14 protein-coding genes and 1 tRNA gene are annotated in these 16,091 nt (G+C 71.1%); 8 read left to right on the top strand and 7 right to left on the bottom strand.

Features of this window, described 5'->3' with window-relative positions:
• Nucleotides 1-6: 6 nt before the first annotated feature.
• The 5 genes from EP26_RS07940 to EP26_RS07920 all read left to right on the top strand — a co-directional run bounded on the left by EP26_RS07940 (nucleotide 7) and on the right by EP26_RS07920 (nucleotide 5,524).
• On the top strand, nucleotides 7-243 hold the full coding sequence (locus tag EP26_RS07940; protein WP_052388933.1) for a zinc-finger domain-containing protein: 237 nt from the start codon (nucleotides 7-9) through the stop codon (nucleotides 241-243).
• The gene (gene polA / locus EP26_RS07935) at nucleotides 224-3,085 is read left to right on the top strand and encodes a DNA polymerase I (protein ID WP_084112397.1); all 2,862 of its coding nucleotides are present in this window, start codon (nucleotides 224-226) and stop codon (nucleotides 3,083-3,085) included. The genes EP26_RS07940 and polA overlap by 20 nt, the downstream gene beginning before the upstream one ends.
• 93 nt (nucleotides 3,086-3,178) lie before the next feature.
• Complete coding sequence (locus EP26_RS07930) at nucleotides 3,179-3,766, top strand: PDC sensor domain-containing protein (protein ID WP_043337639.1); 588 nt, start codon at nucleotides 3,179-3,181, stop codon at nucleotides 3,764-3,766.
• Nucleotides 3,767-3,787: 21 nt separating this feature from the next.
• Nucleotides 3,788-5,386 carry an ATP-binding protein gene (locus EP26_RS07925; protein ID WP_052388932.1) on the top strand — a complete coding sequence of 533 codons (1,599 nt, stop codon included), beginning with the start codon at nucleotides 3,788-3,790 and terminating at the stop codon, nucleotides 5,384-5,386.
• A gap of 48 nt (nucleotides 5,387-5,434) precedes the next feature.
• Nucleotides 5,435-5,524 (top strand) — tRNA-Ser (locus tag EP26_RS07920).
• Nucleotides 5,525-5,579: 55 nt separating this feature from the next.
• On the opposite strand, the gene EP26_RS07915 is transcribed toward EP26_RS07920, so the two are convergent.
• The 4 genes from EP26_RS07915 to EP26_RS07900 are packed head-to-tail and all read right to left on the bottom strand — an operon-like array spanning nucleotide 5,580 to nucleotide 10,095.
• The gene (locus EP26_RS07915; protein WP_043337638.1) at nucleotides 5,580-5,846 is read right to left on the bottom strand and encodes an acylphosphatase; all 267 of its coding nucleotides are present in this window, start codon (nucleotides 5,844-5,846) and stop codon (nucleotides 5,580-5,582) included.
• Nucleotides 5,843-6,553 (bottom strand): ATP12 family chaperone protein, encoded by a 711-nt coding sequence (locus EP26_RS07910; protein WP_043337637.1) that lies wholly within the window; start codon nucleotides 6,551-6,553, stop codon nucleotides 5,843-5,845. The genes EP26_RS07915 and EP26_RS07910 overlap by 4 nt, the downstream gene beginning before the upstream one ends.
• 1 nt (nucleotide 6,554) lies before the next feature.
• A complete protein-coding gene (locus tag EP26_RS07905) occupies nucleotides 6,555-9,086 on the bottom strand; it encodes an AsmA family protein (RefSeq protein ID WP_043337635.1) in 2,532 nt (843 codons plus the stop codon).
• A 25-nt stretch (nucleotides 9,087-9,111) separates the two neighbouring features.
• The gene (locus tag EP26_RS07900; protein WP_043337633.1) at nucleotides 9,112-10,095 is read right to left on the bottom strand and encodes an RluA family pseudouridine synthase; all 984 of its coding nucleotides are present in this window, start codon (nucleotides 10,093-10,095) and stop codon (nucleotides 9,112-9,114) included.
• Nucleotides 10,096-10,193: 98 nt separating this feature from the next.
• Between EP26_RS07900 and EP26_RS07895 the strand changes: the two genes are divergently transcribed.
• Nucleotides 10,194-10,631: a septal ring lytic transglycosylase RlpA family protein gene (locus EP26_RS07895; RefSeq protein WP_245624324.1), complete on the top strand. Its 438-nt coding sequence runs from the start codon at nucleotides 10,194-10,196 to the stop codon at nucleotides 10,629-10,631.
• A 1-nt stretch (nucleotide 10,632) separates the two neighbouring features.
• On the opposite strand, the gene EP26_RS07890 is transcribed toward EP26_RS07895, so the two are convergent.
• Complete coding sequence (locus EP26_RS07890; RefSeq protein WP_043337631.1) at nucleotides 10,633-11,988, bottom strand: replication-associated recombination protein A; 1,356 nt, start codon at nucleotides 11,986-11,988, stop codon at nucleotides 10,633-10,635.
• A gap of 53 nt (nucleotides 11,989-12,041) precedes the next feature.
• The gene (locus EP26_RS07885) at nucleotides 12,042-13,190 is read right to left on the bottom strand and encodes an NADH:flavin oxidoreductase/NADH oxidase (protein WP_043337630.1); all 1,149 of its coding nucleotides are present in this window, start codon (nucleotides 13,188-13,190) and stop codon (nucleotides 12,042-12,044) included.
• Nucleotides 13,191-13,246: 56 nt separating this feature from the next.
• On the opposite strand from EP26_RS07885, the gene EP26_RS07880 reads away from it, so the two are divergent.
• Both EP26_RS07880 and EP26_RS07875 read left to right on the top strand, forming a co-directional pair.
• Complete coding sequence (locus EP26_RS07880) at nucleotides 13,247-13,951, top strand: SDR family oxidoreductase (protein ID WP_043337750.1); 705 nt, start codon at nucleotides 13,247-13,249, stop codon at nucleotides 13,949-13,951.
• Between the two features lie 41 nt (nucleotides 13,952-13,992).
• Nucleotides 13,993-14,676 (top strand): RraA family protein, encoded by a 684-nt coding sequence (locus tag EP26_RS07875; RefSeq protein ID WP_043337629.1) that lies wholly within the window; start codon nucleotides 13,993-13,995, stop codon nucleotides 14,674-14,676.
• Here the strand turns inward: EP26_RS07875 and EP26_RS07870 are convergent.
• Entirely contained in the window at nucleotides 14,666-15,862 is a 1,197-nt protein-coding gene (locus tag EP26_RS07870) for a tetratricopeptide repeat protein (RefSeq protein ID WP_043337627.1), read from the bottom strand. The genes EP26_RS07875 and EP26_RS07870 overlap by 11 nt on opposite strands.
• Nucleotides 15,863-16,091: the final 229 nt, after the last annotated feature.

Genomic DNA, 16,091 nt, shown 5'->3' with positions numbered 1-16,091 from the left:
CCGCCGATGCGCGACGGCAAGATCACCCAATACACCCCGAAGCTCATCGAGGGCGTGACCCCGGTGCAGCGGATCGAGGTGACCAGCCGCAAGGTGCCCTGCGATGGCGAGGTTGCGGGCCCCGGCCTCGGCCATCCCCGGGTCTGGCTGCCGATGAACCCGAACCAGAACCAGGTGACCTGTCCCTATTGCTCCATCACCTATGTGCTGAAGGCGGGTGCTGGTGGCGACGACCATCACTGAGGGGGCCGCCGTCCCGGTCGCGGCGCCGGGGACCCGGCACCTCGTCCTGGTCGATGGCTCGGGCTACATCTTCCGCGCCTATCACGCCCTGCCGCCGATGACGCGGCCGGACGGCACGCCGGTGAATGCCGTCTTCGGCTTCACCCAGATGCTGTCGAGCTTCCTGGCCGAGCATCGCGGCAGCCATCTGGCGGTGGTCTTCGATGCCAGCCGCAGCACCTTCCGCAACGAGATCTTCCCGAACTACAAGGCCCATCGGCCCGAGCCGCCGGAGGAGCTGGTCCCGCAATTCGCCCTCATCCGCGAGGCGACGGAAGCCTTTGGCGTCGCCCAGGTGGAGGCGCCGGGCTTCGAGGCCGACGACCTGATCGCCGCCTATGCCCGCGCCTTCCGCGAGGCCGGCGGCGAGGTGACCATCGTCTCCTCCGACAAGGACCTGATGCAGCTGGTGCGCCCCGGCGTGCAGATGCTCGACCCGATCAAGCGGAAGCCGATCCGCGAGGCGGAGGTCGTCGAGAAATTCGGCGTGCCGCCGGAGAAGGTGATCGAGGTCCAGGCGCTGATCGGCGACCCGGTGGACAATGTCCCTGGCGTGCCGAAGATCGGGCCGAAGACCGCGGCCGAGCTGATCCTCGCCTATGGCGACCTGGAATCGGTGCTGGCCAATACCGCCCAGATCAAGCAGCCGATGCGGCGGCAGAACCTCGAGCAATATGCCGAGCAGGCACGGCTCTCGAAGCGGCTGGTGACGCTCGACGACCAAGCGCCGCTGACCGTGCCGATCGAAGCGCTGGCGGTCCGCCCGCCGGAGCCGGCGGCGCTCTCCAAATTCCTGGCCGACCAGGGCTTCCGCAGCGTCATCGCCCGGATGGGCCTCGGCGAGGCGGCCGGCGATGCGGCGACGCGGGCGCGCAACAGCGCCATCAGCGCCGCCCAGGCCGCCGCCGCCGCGCCTGCCGCCCCGGCAGACCCTGGTGCCACGCCCTTCGGTCCCTATGAGACGGTAACGACGCCCGAAACGCTCGCCGCCTGGATCGCCGAGGCGCGGACCGCCGGCGTCATCGGCCTCGACACCGAGACGGACAGCCTCGATGCACTGAAGGCCAATCTCGTCGGCGTCTGCCTCGCCACCGCGCCGGGCCGGGCCTGCTACATCCCGCTGCGGCATGTCTCCGCCGGCGCCGGCCAGGGCGACATGCTGGCGACCGAGCCTGAGAAGGCCGCCCCGCCGCAGCTCTCCTTTACCGAGGCTATGGCGGCGCTGAAGCCGCTGCTGGAAGATCCCAGCGTGCTGAAGGTGCTGCAGCACGCCAAATACGACCTCGAAGTGCTGGGCCGTGCGGAGAATGGCGGCATCGCCGTCGCCCCGATCGACGACACCATGCTGATCTCCTACGCCATGGAAGCGGGGAAGCACGGGCATGGGATGGACGAGCTCTCCCGCCTCCATCTCGACCATACGCCCGTCCCTTATGACCAGGTGACCGGCACCGGACGCGCCCGCATCAGCTTCGCCGCTGTCCCGCTCGACAAGGCCACCGCCTATGCCGCGGAGGATGCCGATGTAACGCTCCGCCTCTGGCATGTGCTGCGGCCGCGGCTGCGCGAGGATGGGTCGCTCGCCCTCTACGAGCAGGTGGAACGGCGGATGGTCGCCGTGCTGCGCGACATGGAGGTGGAGGGCATCAAGGTCGACGGCGTCGAGCTGGCCCGCATCGGCGAGGATTTCGTCGCCCGGATGGCGGTGCTGGACCAGGAGATCCATGGCCTTGCCGGCCGCCCCTTCGCCGTCGGCTCGCCGAAGCAACTGGGTGAGATCCTGTTCGACGAGATGAAGCTGCCGGGCGGCCGCAAGGGCAAGTCCGGCGCCTGGGGCACCGATGCCGCGGTGCTGGAGGATCTGGCGGCGCAGGGCATTCCCCTCGCCCGCAAGGTGCTCGACTGGCGGCAGCTCTCAAAGCTGAAATCGACCTATGTGGATGGGCTGACGGCGCAGCTCGACCCGCGCACGGGGCGCGTCCACACCGACTTCTCGATGGCGAATACCAGCACCGGGCGGCTGGCCTCGACCGAGCCGAACCTGCAGAACATCCCGGTCCGCACCGAGGAAGGCCAGCGCATCCGCCGTGCCTTCGTCGCCGATCCGGGCCATGTGCTTATGTCGGCCGACTACTCGCAGATCGAGCTGCGGCTGCTGGCGCACATGGCCGATGTGCCGGCGCTGCGCGAGGCTTTCGAGACCGGGCAGGACATCCACTCGCGCACGGCCGCCGACATCTTCCGCCTCGCCCCGGAGGCGGTGGACCGGGAAGCGCGGCGGCGCGCCAAGACCATCAATTTCGGCATCATCTACGGCATGTCGGCCTTTGGCCTGGCCGGGCGGCTCGGCATCGGCGCCGGTGAGGCCAAGGGCATCATCGACGCCTATTTCGGCCAGTATCCCGGCATCCGCGCGGCGATGGAGCGGCTGAAGGAGGAGGCGCGGCTGCGCGGCTACGTCTCCACCTCCTTCGGGCGGAAGCTCTGGATTCAGGATATCGGCACCAAGGACCCGGTGCGCCGGGCCGGGGCCGAGCGGGCCGCCATCAATGCTCCTTTCCAGGGCGGAGCGGCCGAGATCATCAAGCGCGCCATGGTACGGCTGCCGCGCGCACTGCGCGAAGCAGGCCTCAAGGCCCGGTTGCTGCTGCAGGTGCATGACGAGCTGGTGCTCGAAGTGCCGGAAGCGGAGGTGGAGGCGACCGAGGCCCTGGTCCGACAGGTGATGGAGGGCGTCGCCACACTTCGCGTGCCCCTCGCCGTCGAGGTCGGCACCGGGCGGAGCTGGGCCGAGGCGCATTGACGCCTTAGATTTCGAAACGATTTTGCCGAAAACGTGATCGGACTCTCGTTACAAGATACCGCACGAGTCGGCAACCGTTTCAGAGATGTTGAGATGAAGGGCGCTGCCGACCTGGCACGGCGGGTCTCTCTGCCTGGGCGGCTGCCGCTGTCCCTGCGGCTTCTGCTGGTGGCGTCGATCGTCGTTCCGCTCGGCTTCCTGGGCGGCGTCTCCTGGTACGACCGTACCCGCCTCTACGGTGAGGCTTATGCCGACATCACCCGGCTCTCGGCCATCGCCAAGGAACATGCGCTGAAGGTCGCCGAGACCAATGCCTTGGTGCTCGACCGCATGGAGGATCGCATCCGTGGCCTCGGCTGGGACGAGATCGAGGCCCGGGGCGCGGAACTCCATCGTTGGATGCAGGACCTCGATGAGGGGCTGGCGCAGATCACGGCCTTGCACCTCACCCGGCCGGACGGGCGGGTGACGACCCTCAGCATTGCTTGGCCGACACCACCCCTCTCGATTGCCGATCGCTCCTATTTCCGCCGTCTCCGCGACGGGGAGCCGGGCCTCGTCTTCGGCGAGCCGGCTCGGGCGCGGCTCACCGGCATCGTCAGCTTCGCCGTCGCGCGGCGACGCGCAAGCACGGGTGACCAGTTCGACGGCGCGGTGATCGGCTCCATCCTGCCCGGCTAATTCCAGGCGCAATGGCATGCGATGGACCCGGAGGGCCAGGCCAGCTTCGCCCTGCTGCGGACGGATGGGCAAGTGCTCGTCACACATCCAGCCGAGGGCGACGGGCTGTTCGGGCCGCCAGATCCCGCCACCGTGCCGGAGGCCGTTCGGCATCCGAGCAGCACCGGCCCGGTCATCGAACGCTTCGGCGAGCGGCGGGAATGGCTGACCGCCTTCCGCCAGGTCGGCGAATTCCCCCTGGTGGTGTCCATCAGCCTCTCGCTGGACTGGGTGCATGCGCAATGGCTGGCCAATACGGCCTGGACCGCGGCGGTCTGCGCCTGCGTCGCGCTGGCGCTCGGCTTCACCGCCCTGCTGGCCGTCCGCCGCTGGCGCTCCGAACAGGCGGTGCAGCACCGCCTCAGCCAGAGCCGGGACGAGTTACAGGCCGAGATCGTCCGGCGCGAGGCCGTGGAGGCAGGGCTGCTGCAGGCGCAGCGGCTGGAATCGCTCAGCCGTCTGACCGGCGGCGTAGCGCATGACTTCAATAACCTGCTGACCGCCATCCTCGGCACGGTGCATCTGCTGGAACGGCATATCGGCAGCGGCGCCGATGAGCGGGTGCGGAAATATATCGGCCTGGCGCGGGATGCCGTGCAACGCGGCGCCCGGCTGAATGCCAGCCTTCTCGCCTTCGCCCGGCAGCAGAAACTGCACGCTACGAGCCTCGATGCGAATGAACTCGTGCAGGGCTTCGCCCCGCTCATCCAGCGTGCGCTCGGCGAAACGGTGACGCTGGCGTTGCGGCTCGACCCGGACCTGCCGCCTTGCCGGGCCGACGCCACGCAGCTCGAGGCGGCGCTGCTGAACCTCGCCATCAATGCGCGGGATGCGATGCCGCGGGGTGGGGCGGTGACCCTGTCGACCCGGGCGGCTTGGCTGGAAGCGGAGCAGCTCGCCGGCAACGGGGATGCGAAGCCAGGACTGCACGTGGCCCTCATCCTCCAGGATACCGGCACGGGCATGCCGCCCGAGGTACGGGAACGGGCCTTCGAACCCTTCTTCACCACCAAGCCGCGGGGCAAGGGCACGGGGCTCGGACTCTCGCAGGTCTTCGGCTTCATCCGTCAGCTTGGTGGCCATGTGACCATCGACAGCGCCCCGGCCGAGGGCACGGTGGTGACGCTTTTCCTGCCGGCCGCAACCGAGGCGCCGGCGCAGGAGCCGGTCCATGCGGCACCGGCGCCGGACTGCATCCGCGCCGTCGCCCGCGCCATCGTGCTGGTGGTGGAGGATGACGAGCGGGTCCGCGAGATCGCAGCCGCGACGCTGCGCGATGCCGGCTTTCGCGTGATCGCGGCGCAGGACGCGCCGGAGGCTCTGTCGCTGTTCGAGCGCCATGAGCATTTCGACCTGCTGTTCAGCGATATCGTCATGCCGGGCGGCATGACGGGCATCGAGCTGGCACGGGAGGCGAGGCGCCTGCGCCCGCTGCTGCCGGTGCTGCTGGCGACGGGCTATGCCGGTCCGGTCGAGGGCGCGGCGGATCATGGCTTCGAGGTGTTGGCGAAGGTTTACGACCAGGCCACCTTGGCACTCCGCATCGCCGAGTTGCTGATGGAGCAGCAGCGGGTCGCGTGAGGGCGTTGCACTCCGGGCCGTGGCCGACTATAGGGCTGCCCTCGACCCGGAGAGGTGGCAGAGTGGTCGATCGCGTCGGTCTCGAAAACCGAAGTAGGTGCAAGCCTACCGTGGGTTCGAATCCCACCCTCTCCGCCATATGCTAGGTCCCCTGCCCGCCGTAACGCCGCCCCACGCCGGCCAGGGTCGATCATCACCGTTGGTGGAAGCCCTCGCTCTCCGGCAACTCGGCGAAATCCTCGACAATGCGGTCGACGCGCGCCGCGATCGGGCCGCGGCGGCATGCGGTCAGCAGCGCCTGCACGGCGGGTTCCGGCCCGGCGATGACGGCCTCCACGCTGCCGTCCAGGCAGTTGCGGACCCAACCAGAAAGGCCGAGGCGGCGGGCCTCGCGGACCATCCAGGCACGGTAGCCGACGCCCTGAACGCGGCCCTCGATACGGAGGTGATGAGCGTTCATGTCCGCCTCGCCAGCGACAGCAGACGACCAACGACCGCGATCTCGCCGGCGATGCGGGCGCGGCGCTCGGCAGCCTCGTGATCGAGGCCCCAGAACTCCTCCTGGAAGGTCTCATCGAGGATAGCGAGGCGATGCGCGTCGGCAGCCTCCAGCCGCTCCTCCACCACGGCGAGGCCCAGCACCAGGCTGCCCAGGGCGGGGACCAGCACGCCAAGGGCGGCGAGTTCCACCGCGTTGCGGGCGGCGACCGCGGCACGCAAGGCGGCGACCGCGGCGGCCTCCTGGCGGATCGGCATGATGCCCGCGGTGACGCGCAGGGGAGCATCGTGCCGGAGCGCGGCCCAGTCGAGCAGGGGCTGCCACTCGGCGGCCTGCAACGCGGCCAGCTGCGGATCCTCGGCGCGGTAGCAGAGCAGGTCGCTCTCGCCATAGCGGGCGAGGCCATCCACCATCGCCGCGGGGTCGGGGGCGATGCGCTCCTGCGCGGTGCCGACCAGGCGGGTGAGCGGCATGTCGTTCATGCTCATCGCGCCACCGCGGGCGCCGCCGCCGGCCGCGGCCCATTCCTCCGCGATCGCTTCGGCGAGCGGGGCATGATCGACCACCAGCGGGGCGCCGCCCGGCAGGCGCACCGGCTTGCCGTCCAGCACCACGCCGAAGCCGCCCGGTTGCGGGATGGTGGCGGCGTTGTCCCAGAAACGCTTCATGTCATCGTCCTCGGCCGAAGAGGCCGCGCAGCAGCTCCTGCGCCGGGGCGGGCAACGCCTGGGCGGGGCCGGGGGTTGGATTCGACGCCGGGGCGGGCGGTGCGGCAGCGGGTGCCGGGCCATGCTGGCCGCCGCGGGCGATGGCGAGTTGCTCCTCGCAGTCGGGCAGGGCCGGGCCGCCGCCGCCGAGCACGCCGGCCAGGGCCTGGAGGCTGCGATCCGGCGTATTCTGCAGTGAGAGGAAAGCGCCGAGCCCACCGGCGATGGCCGCCTCCGGCGAGACGCCGACACGGGGCGCGCGCATGGTGCCTGCGATATTGACCGGCGCCCGCAGCTCGATGCCGCCGAGCCGGAGATCGGGCAGAAGGCGGAAGGCCAGCGCCTCGGTCTTGAAGTTCACGCCCCCCTCCCCGCCCAGCCGGCCGAGCGCGGTGTCGAGCAGCAGCGCCCGGGACTGCGCCATGCCGTCCTCCGCCTGGAAGCGGAGGGCGAGGCAGCGCAACGCGACGTCCCGCCCCGCGACACCGGCCGGCAGCAGGCGGCGAAGATCGGCCGGGAGTTTCTCGATCAGGCTGCCGGAGAGGCTGCCGCGCACCACGGACAGGCCGAGATGGCCATGCGCGCTGCCGGCGACTGCGCGGAGGTCGCTGCCATGCCCGCGCAGGTCGGCATCAAGTCCAAGCTGGCCGGTCGCCAAAGGCTGGGCCTGCCCTAGCGCCGCCAGCAGCGGGGCGAGGTCGAGGCCGGGCGACTGCGCCGCGACCTGCACGGTGGGCGGCGTCGTCGTCAGGTCGGCCGCGGCGCGGAGGGTGACGGGGCCGCCCGGCATCTGCGCGGCGAAGGGATCAAGCCGGGCGCGGCCATCCTGGATCAGCAGATGCGCCTGCACCTGCCGGAGGGTGACGCCCTGGGCGATCAGGCTGCCGATCTGCCAGCGGAGGTCGCCATCGATGATGCGGATCGCCTCCAGCGGCAGCTTCACATCGGGGATGACACGGCGATCCGCCGGCGGGGGCGGTGCTGCCGTTGCCGCCGCCACGGGCGCGGCGGGTGGCAGGCGCAGCGCGTCGAAGTCGAGCCGGGTGGAGGCGAGGCTGCCCATGACGCCTTGGCGCTGGCCGATGACATAAGTGAGGTCCCCCGCCGCATCGCCGGCGGAGGAGGCGACCCGCAGCCCGCGCAGGAAGGCGCCGCCGGCAAAGCCCGGCGTGCGCTCGGCGAAGCGCGTATCGAGGGAAACGTCCTTCACCGCCGGCAGCGGCGTACCGGCGAGGGGCGCGAAGGCGGCAAGGTCGGGAGCGCGGAGGGACAGCGCTAGGTCGACCCCGGCAAGGCGGCGAAGATCGGCGATCGCGCCCTTCGCCGTACCGGTGGCGCCGGCCACGGCGAGGCTGAGATCAACCGGGAAGGGCTGCGGTGCCGCGCCTGGCAGCAGCAGGCTCGGCGCCCCGAGCGTGCCGCCCAGGCGCAGCGGCACGCCGTTCAGCGCCGCCTCCATGGCAAGGGTAAGCGGCTGGTCTTGTCGCGGCAGCGTGGCGGTGAGGCTGGTCAGGCGGAGGCCGGGCAGCACCGCATCCAGCACCGAGGCGCCAAGGGTCAGGCGGAGATCGCTCACCGCCGCCTCGTCCAGACTAGCGGCCAAGGCAAGGTCGCGCAGCGGCGGCAGCGGGGCATCCGGCAGCAGCGGAGCGAGCTTTTCCAACTCCGGTACCTGCGCCTCGACCGTTATCCGCCAGCCACGCATCTGCCGCGGCTGGGCGATGAACCCATGCGCCGCCAGCCGGGCACCGGCGGCTTCCAGCGCGAGGCGGATCGGCCAGGGCGTGGTGGCAGCGGGGTCGGTCAGGCGCTCGATCGGGCCGGTCTCGCCGGAGAGGGCGACGGGGACGCCGTTCAGCGCAAACTGCCCGTTCAGCCGGAGGGCGCCGGCCATGTCGGCGCGGGTCTCGATCCGGGAAATGGCGAGGCTGCGGCTGGCGCCGGTGCGGCCGTCGCGCCAGGCGAGCAAGCCATCGGTCAGTTCCACCTGGTCGACGGCGATGCCGAGGCGCTGGCCGGTCTCGCGCGCCGCTTCGGCGGGAGCCGCCTGCGGTGGCGGCGGCGGGGCGGCGGCGCGGCCGGCGGGCGTGAAGGTCCAGTTCGGGCGGCCCTCGGCATCGGTCTCCAGCAGCATGTCGGGGGACCGCAGCACCAGGCGACGCACCTCCACCCGCCGGGAAAGCAGGGGAAGCAACGCAAGCTCCACCTCGGCGCGGCGGATGGTCAGCATCTGTGGCCGGCTGCCGCCCGGGGCATTGGCAAGAGCGACATTCTCGACCGTCAGGGTCGGTGCCAGGGCGAGCTTCACGCCGATATCGCCGAGGGTGAGGCTACGGCCGGTCGCCGCCTCCACCGTCGCCTGGATGCGCGGCTTCTGGCTGTTCGGGTCGAAGGTCAGCAACAGCGCAGCGAAGCCCGCGGCGGGCAGCAGCACCAGCACGGCCAGGGCGATCAGAACCCAACGGAGCCAGCGGCGGCGGGAGGTGGCAGGCATTGGCGAACTCTCCCGCTGGTGGCGATCAGCGCCGGGCGGCGAGGCGCCGGGCTTTCGGCGTTTTCGGAGCCTCGAAGCCGAAGAAGGCGAAGGTCTCCCGCATATGGTGCGGCAAGGCCGAATAGGCTTCCAGCACGCCGCCCTCCGGATGCGGCAGATGCAGCGCACGGGCATGCAGATGGAGCTCGCCCGGCAGCCCGTCCAGATGGGCGGCGCCGCCGCCATACTTTCCGTCGCCGAGGATCGGGGTGCCGAGCCCCTCGGCGCAATGCACGCGAAGCTGGTGGGTACGGCCCGTGAGCGGCTTCAGCTCCAGCCAGGCGGCACGGCCGCGGACGGAATCGAGGGTGCGGAAATCGGTGACGGCGCGGGCGCCCGCATCCGGGTCCTCCACCGCCTGCATGCGCTCGCCGCGCGGCCCGTCCAGCTTGGCGAGCGGGATGTCGATGCGGCCATCCTCGATCTGCGGCGGCGGGGTGACGACGGCCCAATAGGTCTTCTCCACCCCGCGGCCGCGGAACTCCTTGGCGAGGAAGGCGGCGGCGGCCGGCGTGCGAGCCAGCAGCAGCACGCCGGAGGTATCGCGGTCGAGGCGGTGGACCAGGCGCGGACGCTCCTCCGAGCCGAAGCGCAGCGCATCCAGCATGCCGTCGAGGTGCCGGGTGATGCCCGGGCCACCCTGCACCGGCAGGCCATGCGGCTTGTCGAGCACGATCAGGCTCTCGTCGCGGTGGAGGACGAGGCCTTGCAGCATCTCGGCATCCTCGGGCGAGACGAGGAACTGGTCGCGCTCCGGCGGCGGCCCATCCGGCAGCGGCGGGATGCGGACCTCCTGGCCGGCGGCGAGGCGGGTATTGGCCTCGGCGCGCCGGCCGTCGACGCGGACTTGGCCGGTGCGCAGCATCTTCTGCAACGCGCCCTGGGTGAGCTGGGGGAAGTGGCGGCGGAACCAGCGGTCGAGGCGGGTATCCGCCTCCGCCTCGGCCACGATCCGGGTCTGGATGGTCATGCGCGCTGTGTAGCCCAGCGCCGCTCGCGATGCGAACAGGGTTGGGTTGAACTTTCCCGCCGCCCAGGCGTAACGGAAGCATGACACGGATAGCAGCAATGGCCGCCGGCGCGGCCCTCATGGTCCTTGGCGTCGTCGCCCCGGGCCATGTCCTCTCCGCTCAAGCCGCCGAACAGGCGCGAGCCCCTCAACACCAGGCCCGGGCCCAGGCGCGGCCGCAGCGCGGTACCGCCAGCTATTACGCACAAAGGTTCAACGGCCGGCGCATGGCGAATGGCAAGCGTTTTGACGCCCGCTCCAACTCGGCGGCCCACCGTACCCTGCCGCTCGGCACGACGGCACGGGTCACCAATCTGGAGAATGGCCGGACCGCCGAAGTAAAGGTCGAGGATCGCGGTCCCTATGCGCGGAACCGGGTGATCGACCTGAGCCCGAAGACGGCACAGGATCTCGGCATGCGCGAGCAGGGCACGGCGCCGGTGGTGGTGCAGCCGGTGCAGGTGCCGGACCGCGACGAGCGGGTGGCGCAGCGGTAGCTCAGCCGCCCTTCTTTTCGGCCCGGAGCGCCGCCCAACGCTCCAGCCGCTCGCCGATCGCGGCCTCGGCGCCGCGGCCGGCCGGGCGGTAGAAGGCGCGGCGCTCCATCCCCTCCGGGAAGTAGTCCTGGCCCGAGAAGGCATCCGCCTCGTCATGGTCATAGGCATAGCCGCGGCCATAGCCGAGATTCTTCATCAGCTTGGTCGGTGCGTTGAGGATGTGCTTCGGCGGCATCAAGCTGCCGGTCTCGCGCGCGGCGCGCTGCGCCTCACCCCAGGCGACATAGGCAGCATTCGACTTCGGCGCAGTGCCAAGATGCAGGACGAGCTGGGCAAGCGCCAGCTCCCCTTCGGGCGAGCCGAGGCGCTCATAGGTTTCCCAGGCGGCGATCGCCAGCGGCAGGGCGCGCGGGTCGGCGAGGCCGACATCCTCGGCGGCAAAGCGCGTCAGCCGGCGGGCGATGTAGCGCGGGTCCTCACCGCCCTGGATCATGCGAGCGAACCAGTAGAGCGCCGCATCGGGGTCTGAGCCGCGCAGCGACTTATGCAGCGCCGAGATGAGGTTGTAGTGCTCCTCCCGATCCTTGTCGTAGAGGGCGGCGCGCCGGGCAAGCAACTCGCCGAGGGCCGCGGCATCGAGCGGCGCCTGGCCGGGCGGCAGGGCGAGAAGCTGCTCGGCGAGGTTCAACAGGTAGCGCCCATCGCCATCGGCCATGGCCTTGAGACTGGCCCGCGCCGCCGGGTCGAGCGGCAAGGGGCGGCTGGCCTCAGCCTCGGCGCGGGTCAGCAGCAGGTCGAGCGCGGCCTCATCCAGCCGGCGCAGCACCAGGACCTGGCAGCGCGAGAGCAGCGCGCCATTGAGGGCGAAGCTCGGATTCTCGGTGGTGGCGCCGACCAGCGTCACTGTGCCGTCCTCCACCACCGGGAGGAAACCGTCCTGCTGGGCCCGGTTGAAGCGGTGGATCTCATCGACGAATAGCAGCGTCCCCTGCCCTGCCCGGCGCCGCTGGCGGGCCTCGTCGAAGGCACGCTTGAGGTCGGCGACGCCGGAGAAGACGGCAGAGAGCTGGACGAAGACGAGGCCAGCCCGCTCCGCCAGCAGCCGGGCGATGGTCGTCTTGCCAACGCCAGGCGGCCCCCAGAGGATCAGCGAGGCCAGCGCCCCGCGGGCGAGCATGCCGGTCAGCGCGCCTGCCGGGCCGACCAGATGGTCCTGGCCGACCACCTCCTCCAGCTCGGCCGGGCGCAGGCGGTCAGCGAGCGGCCGCGGACCGGCCGGCATCTCGGCGCGGGGCGGCGGCGGGGCGGACTCGCCGAAAAGGTCGGAAGGCGGATCTGGGGAGCGGCGGGGGGCCATGCGGGGAGTATAGGCCCGACCCGCGCCGGATGCGCGAGGGACCCTGCCGCTCCCTATCCGCCCAACCCCTCCCGCCAGGTGCTTGGCACGAGTTCCTTCACCTGCCGGGCACGCTTCTCCAGCCAGTAGGACTGGGCGGGCGGGACCAGGGCGAAGCGGGGGTCGGCGCCGAGCTTCTGTGCGGCGTCCATCGGCCAGTTCGGATTGTAAAGCAGCTCCCGCGCCAGGGCGACGAGGTCCGCCTCGCCGCGCTGGAGGATGCCCTCCGCCTGGTCGGCATGGACGATGAGGCCGACGGCCATGGTGGCGATGCCAGCCTCGCGCCGCAGCCGTTCGGCATAGGGCACCTGGTAGCCATAGGTGATCGGCCCGGTGCCAACCACGGGGGCGCCGCGCATGCCGCCCGAGGAGCAATCAACCACATCGACGCCAAGCGGCTTCGCCAGCGCCGCGAGGCGGGCGGATTGCGCCACGTCCCAGCCCGCATCGTCCTCGACCGAGAGGCGGAGGAAGAGCGGCTTATCCGCCGGCCAGACGGCGCGCACCGCCTCCACCACCTCCAGGCAGAAGCGCATGCGGCCCTGCTCGCTGCCGCCATACTCGTCGTTGCGGAGGTTGCTGAAGGGCGAGAGGAATTGGTGGATCAGATAGCCATGCGCGCCATGGATCTCGAGCACCTCGATGCCGGCCGCGTCGGCACGGCGGGCGGCATCCGCCCAGCGCTGGATAAGGTCCTGCACCTCGGCGCGGGTCAGCGCGCGCGGCAGCGGGTCGCTCTCCGGGCTGGCGAGGGCGGAGGGGGCGACGAGCTCCCATTCATCCTCCGCCGCCTCGATCGGCAGCGGGCCGCCGCCCTCCCAGGGGCGGAAGCGCCGCGCCTTGCGCCCGGAATGGCCGAGTTGCAGGCCGGGCACGGCATTCTGCGCCTTGATGAAGGCCGCGCAGCGGGCGAGGCCCGGAATCTGCCCATCCTCCCAGAGGCCGAGATCGCCATGGGTGCCGCAACCGCGCCGCTCGACCTTGGTGCTCTCCATGATGACAAGGCCCGCGCCGCCGGCGGCGTAGCGGCCGGCATTCATGAGGTGCCAATCCGTCGCATAGCCCCGGTTGGCGGCATATTGATGCATCGGCGCGACCACGATGCGGTTCTTCAGCGTCACGCCGCGAATGGTCATCGGCGTGAAGAGCAGCGGTGCAGCCATGGATGATTCCTCCCTCGTCCCGGCGGGAGGATAAGGGCCGAAGCAGGAGGATGGCGATGGAGCAGGATCGGCGCGTAGCGCTGGTGACGGGCGGTGCCCGCGGCATCGGCCGGGCGGTCGCGGCGCGGCTGGCAGCGGATGGCTGGCGGGTGGTGGTCGCGGACCGTGAGGGGGCCGAGGACGTACCGGGTCGCCTCGTCGAGGCCGATGTAGCGGATGAGGCCGCGGTCGGACGCCTGGTGGAGGGGATTGCGCAGGCGGAAGGCCGGCTCGACGCCCTCGTCTGCAATGCCGGCTTCATGATCCGCAAGCCGATCCGCGAGCTGAGCCTCGGCGAATGGAATGCCGTGCTCGGCACCAATCTCACCAGCGCCTTCCTTCTGGCGCGGGCGGCCGAGACGATGCTGCGGCCGGCACGTGGCGCCATCGTCACCATCGCCTCGACTCGGGCGCACCAGTCGGAAGCAAATACGGAGAGCTACAGCGCCTCCAAGGGCGGCCTGATGGCGCTGACCCATGCCCTCGCCATCAGCCTCGGGCCAGAGGTGCGCGTGAATTGCGTGAGCCCGGGCTGGATCGACACCAAGGGCGAGGCGCTGCGCCCGGAGGACCATGCGCAGCACCCGGCCGGGCGCGTCGGGCGGCCGGAGGATGTGGCGGCTCTCGTCGCCTGGCTGGTCGGGCCGGAGAGCGGCTTCGTCACCGGGGCGGAATTCCTCTCCGATGGCGGCATGACACGGAAGATGATCTATGCGGAGTAGCGCTGCAGGGTGAAGCTGCCGGTCCATCCAGGGAGGACCCGATGCTCGACAACCCGCCGCTGCTGACCATCCATCGCGGGCACCAGCGCCCTTCCCCTGCCCTGCTCGAGCGGTTCCGCGGGGCGCAGACTTCGCATCTGGTCGATGTGATGGCCGGGCGTGGGGCGATGCATTGGGCGGTCAAGCCGCTCGATCCCGCCAATGCTGCCTTCGTCGGCCCGGCGCTGACAGCCTTCGCCTATCCAGCGGATATCGTCGGCGTCTATGGCGCCTTGGGCGAGGCGGAAGCGGGCGACGTGATCGTCGTAGCGAACGATGCCTATCTCGGCGCGGCGGCGATCGGCGACATCGTCGCCGGCATGATGAAGAACAAGGGCATCGCCGCCTTCGTCACCGAGGGCGCGGCGCGGGACAAGGCCGGCATCCTGGCGACCGGTCTGCCGGTCTTCACCGCCGCGGTAGTGCCGACCTCGCCGGCGGCGAACGGGCCTGGCACGGTCGGGGCACCCGTCACCTGTGGCGGGCTGGCGGTGCACAGCGGCGACATCGTCGTCGGCGATGCGGATGGCGTGGTCGTCGTACCGCTCGATCAGGCGGAGGCGGTGGCGGAGGGGCTGGACGCGGTGCGGGCGGCGGAGGCCAAGGCCATCGCCGCCGTTGATGCCGGCGCCGTCGACACCGAGCGGATGCGCCGCATCCTGGCCGAGGCGCGGATCATCGGCTGAGCAGGAACAGGGCGCCCTCGACCGGGGCGCCGCGCTCCATCCGCAACACCCCGGCGCGCTGCGCGACGAGGGTGAGGCCGGCGGCGGTGGCAAGGCCGGCGACATGCACCGGGTCGTGGCGGTAGCGCATCGCCTCGGCCAAGGCGAAGGGCGCCCCCTCCCCCGCCTCGACCGAGAAGGCGACATGGCCGCCGGGGGTGAGCGCCGCGGCGATGGCAGCAAGTGCCGGAGCGAGGTCGCCGAGATAATTCAGCACGTCGGCCGCGGCGATGAGATCGAAGGCCGCCGGCCGCGTCGGCAGCCACTCCAGCAGGTCTGCCTCGTGCAGCGCATCGTAGAGCGGCCGGCGACGAGCTTCGGCCAGCATGCGCGGCGAGAGGTCGAGGCCCTCGAGCCGGCGGGCGAAAGGCGCCAGCGCCAGGCCCGAGAGGCCGGTGCCGCAACCGAGATCGAGCACCCGCAGAGTACGGCGTGGGGCGATGCCGGCCTCCGTCAGCAGCGCCGCCAGAAGCTCCGGCGTGCGATAGCCGAGGCGATCCATAAGCTCCGTCTCGAAACGCGGCGCGAATTGATCGAAGAGGTCACGTACATAGGCGGCGGGCGCACGGATCGGGGCATCATCCTCGCCAAGGGCGGCGAGGAGGAAGCGGACCTGCTCGGCCAGCGTCGCATCGGCCGTGGTGAGAGCCACGCGGGCGGCCTCGGCAGCGCCAGCCTTGTCGCCGGCCTCGCGCCTGGCATGGGCGAGGGCGAGCAGCGGCTCCGGCACGCCGGGTGCTAGCCTAGTGGCGGCCTCCAATGGCGCCAGGGCGGCTTGCGGGTCTCCCAGGGCACAAAGGGCTTGGCCAAGATTGCGCAGCGCCACCGCATCCTCCGGCCGGCGGGCGAGAGCGGCCCGGAGCATGGCGATGGCTTCCGGCAAGCGGCCGGCCTCGGCCAGAGCGGCGCCACGATTGGCCAGGAAAGCCGCCTGCTCCGGCGCTACGGCGAGAGCACGCTCGGTGTGGCGAAGCGCGCCGGCGACATCGCCGCGCTGCCGCGCCAATACGCCGAGCAGGTTATGCGCATTGGCATCCTGCGGGCGGCGCTTCAGCACCTGCCGGTAGAAATGCTCGGCGCCGGCCAAGTCGCCCGCGGCGTGGCGCGCGGCGCCTGACTGAAGCAGCGCGGAAGGGTCTGAGGGCATCGCCGCACTTTGCGAGGGGCTGCGCAGGTGGGCAATGTAGCTTTCATATCACGCTTCGATGCGCGTTAAACACAGTCACATCTCAGTGCTTGCGATGCCGCAACTTCACCCATAGGTTGGGGATGATCCCCGGCGGCCCGCCCGGGCCTCAACCGCGGTTTCCCGATGCCGAGCAAGCCACCCTCCGTCGATGGCCCGCAGGTGGAACCATCCGCTGCGCAAAAGCTTA

Source organism: Belnapia moabensis DSM 16746 (assembly GCF_000745835.1).
Classification (GTDB): domain Bacteria; phylum Pseudomonadota; class Alphaproteobacteria; order Acetobacterales; family Acetobacteraceae; genus Belnapia; species Belnapia moabensis.
The sequence above is the reverse complement of the archived record's forward strand: the minus strand, read 5'-3'. Positions and strand labels throughout refer to the sequence as shown.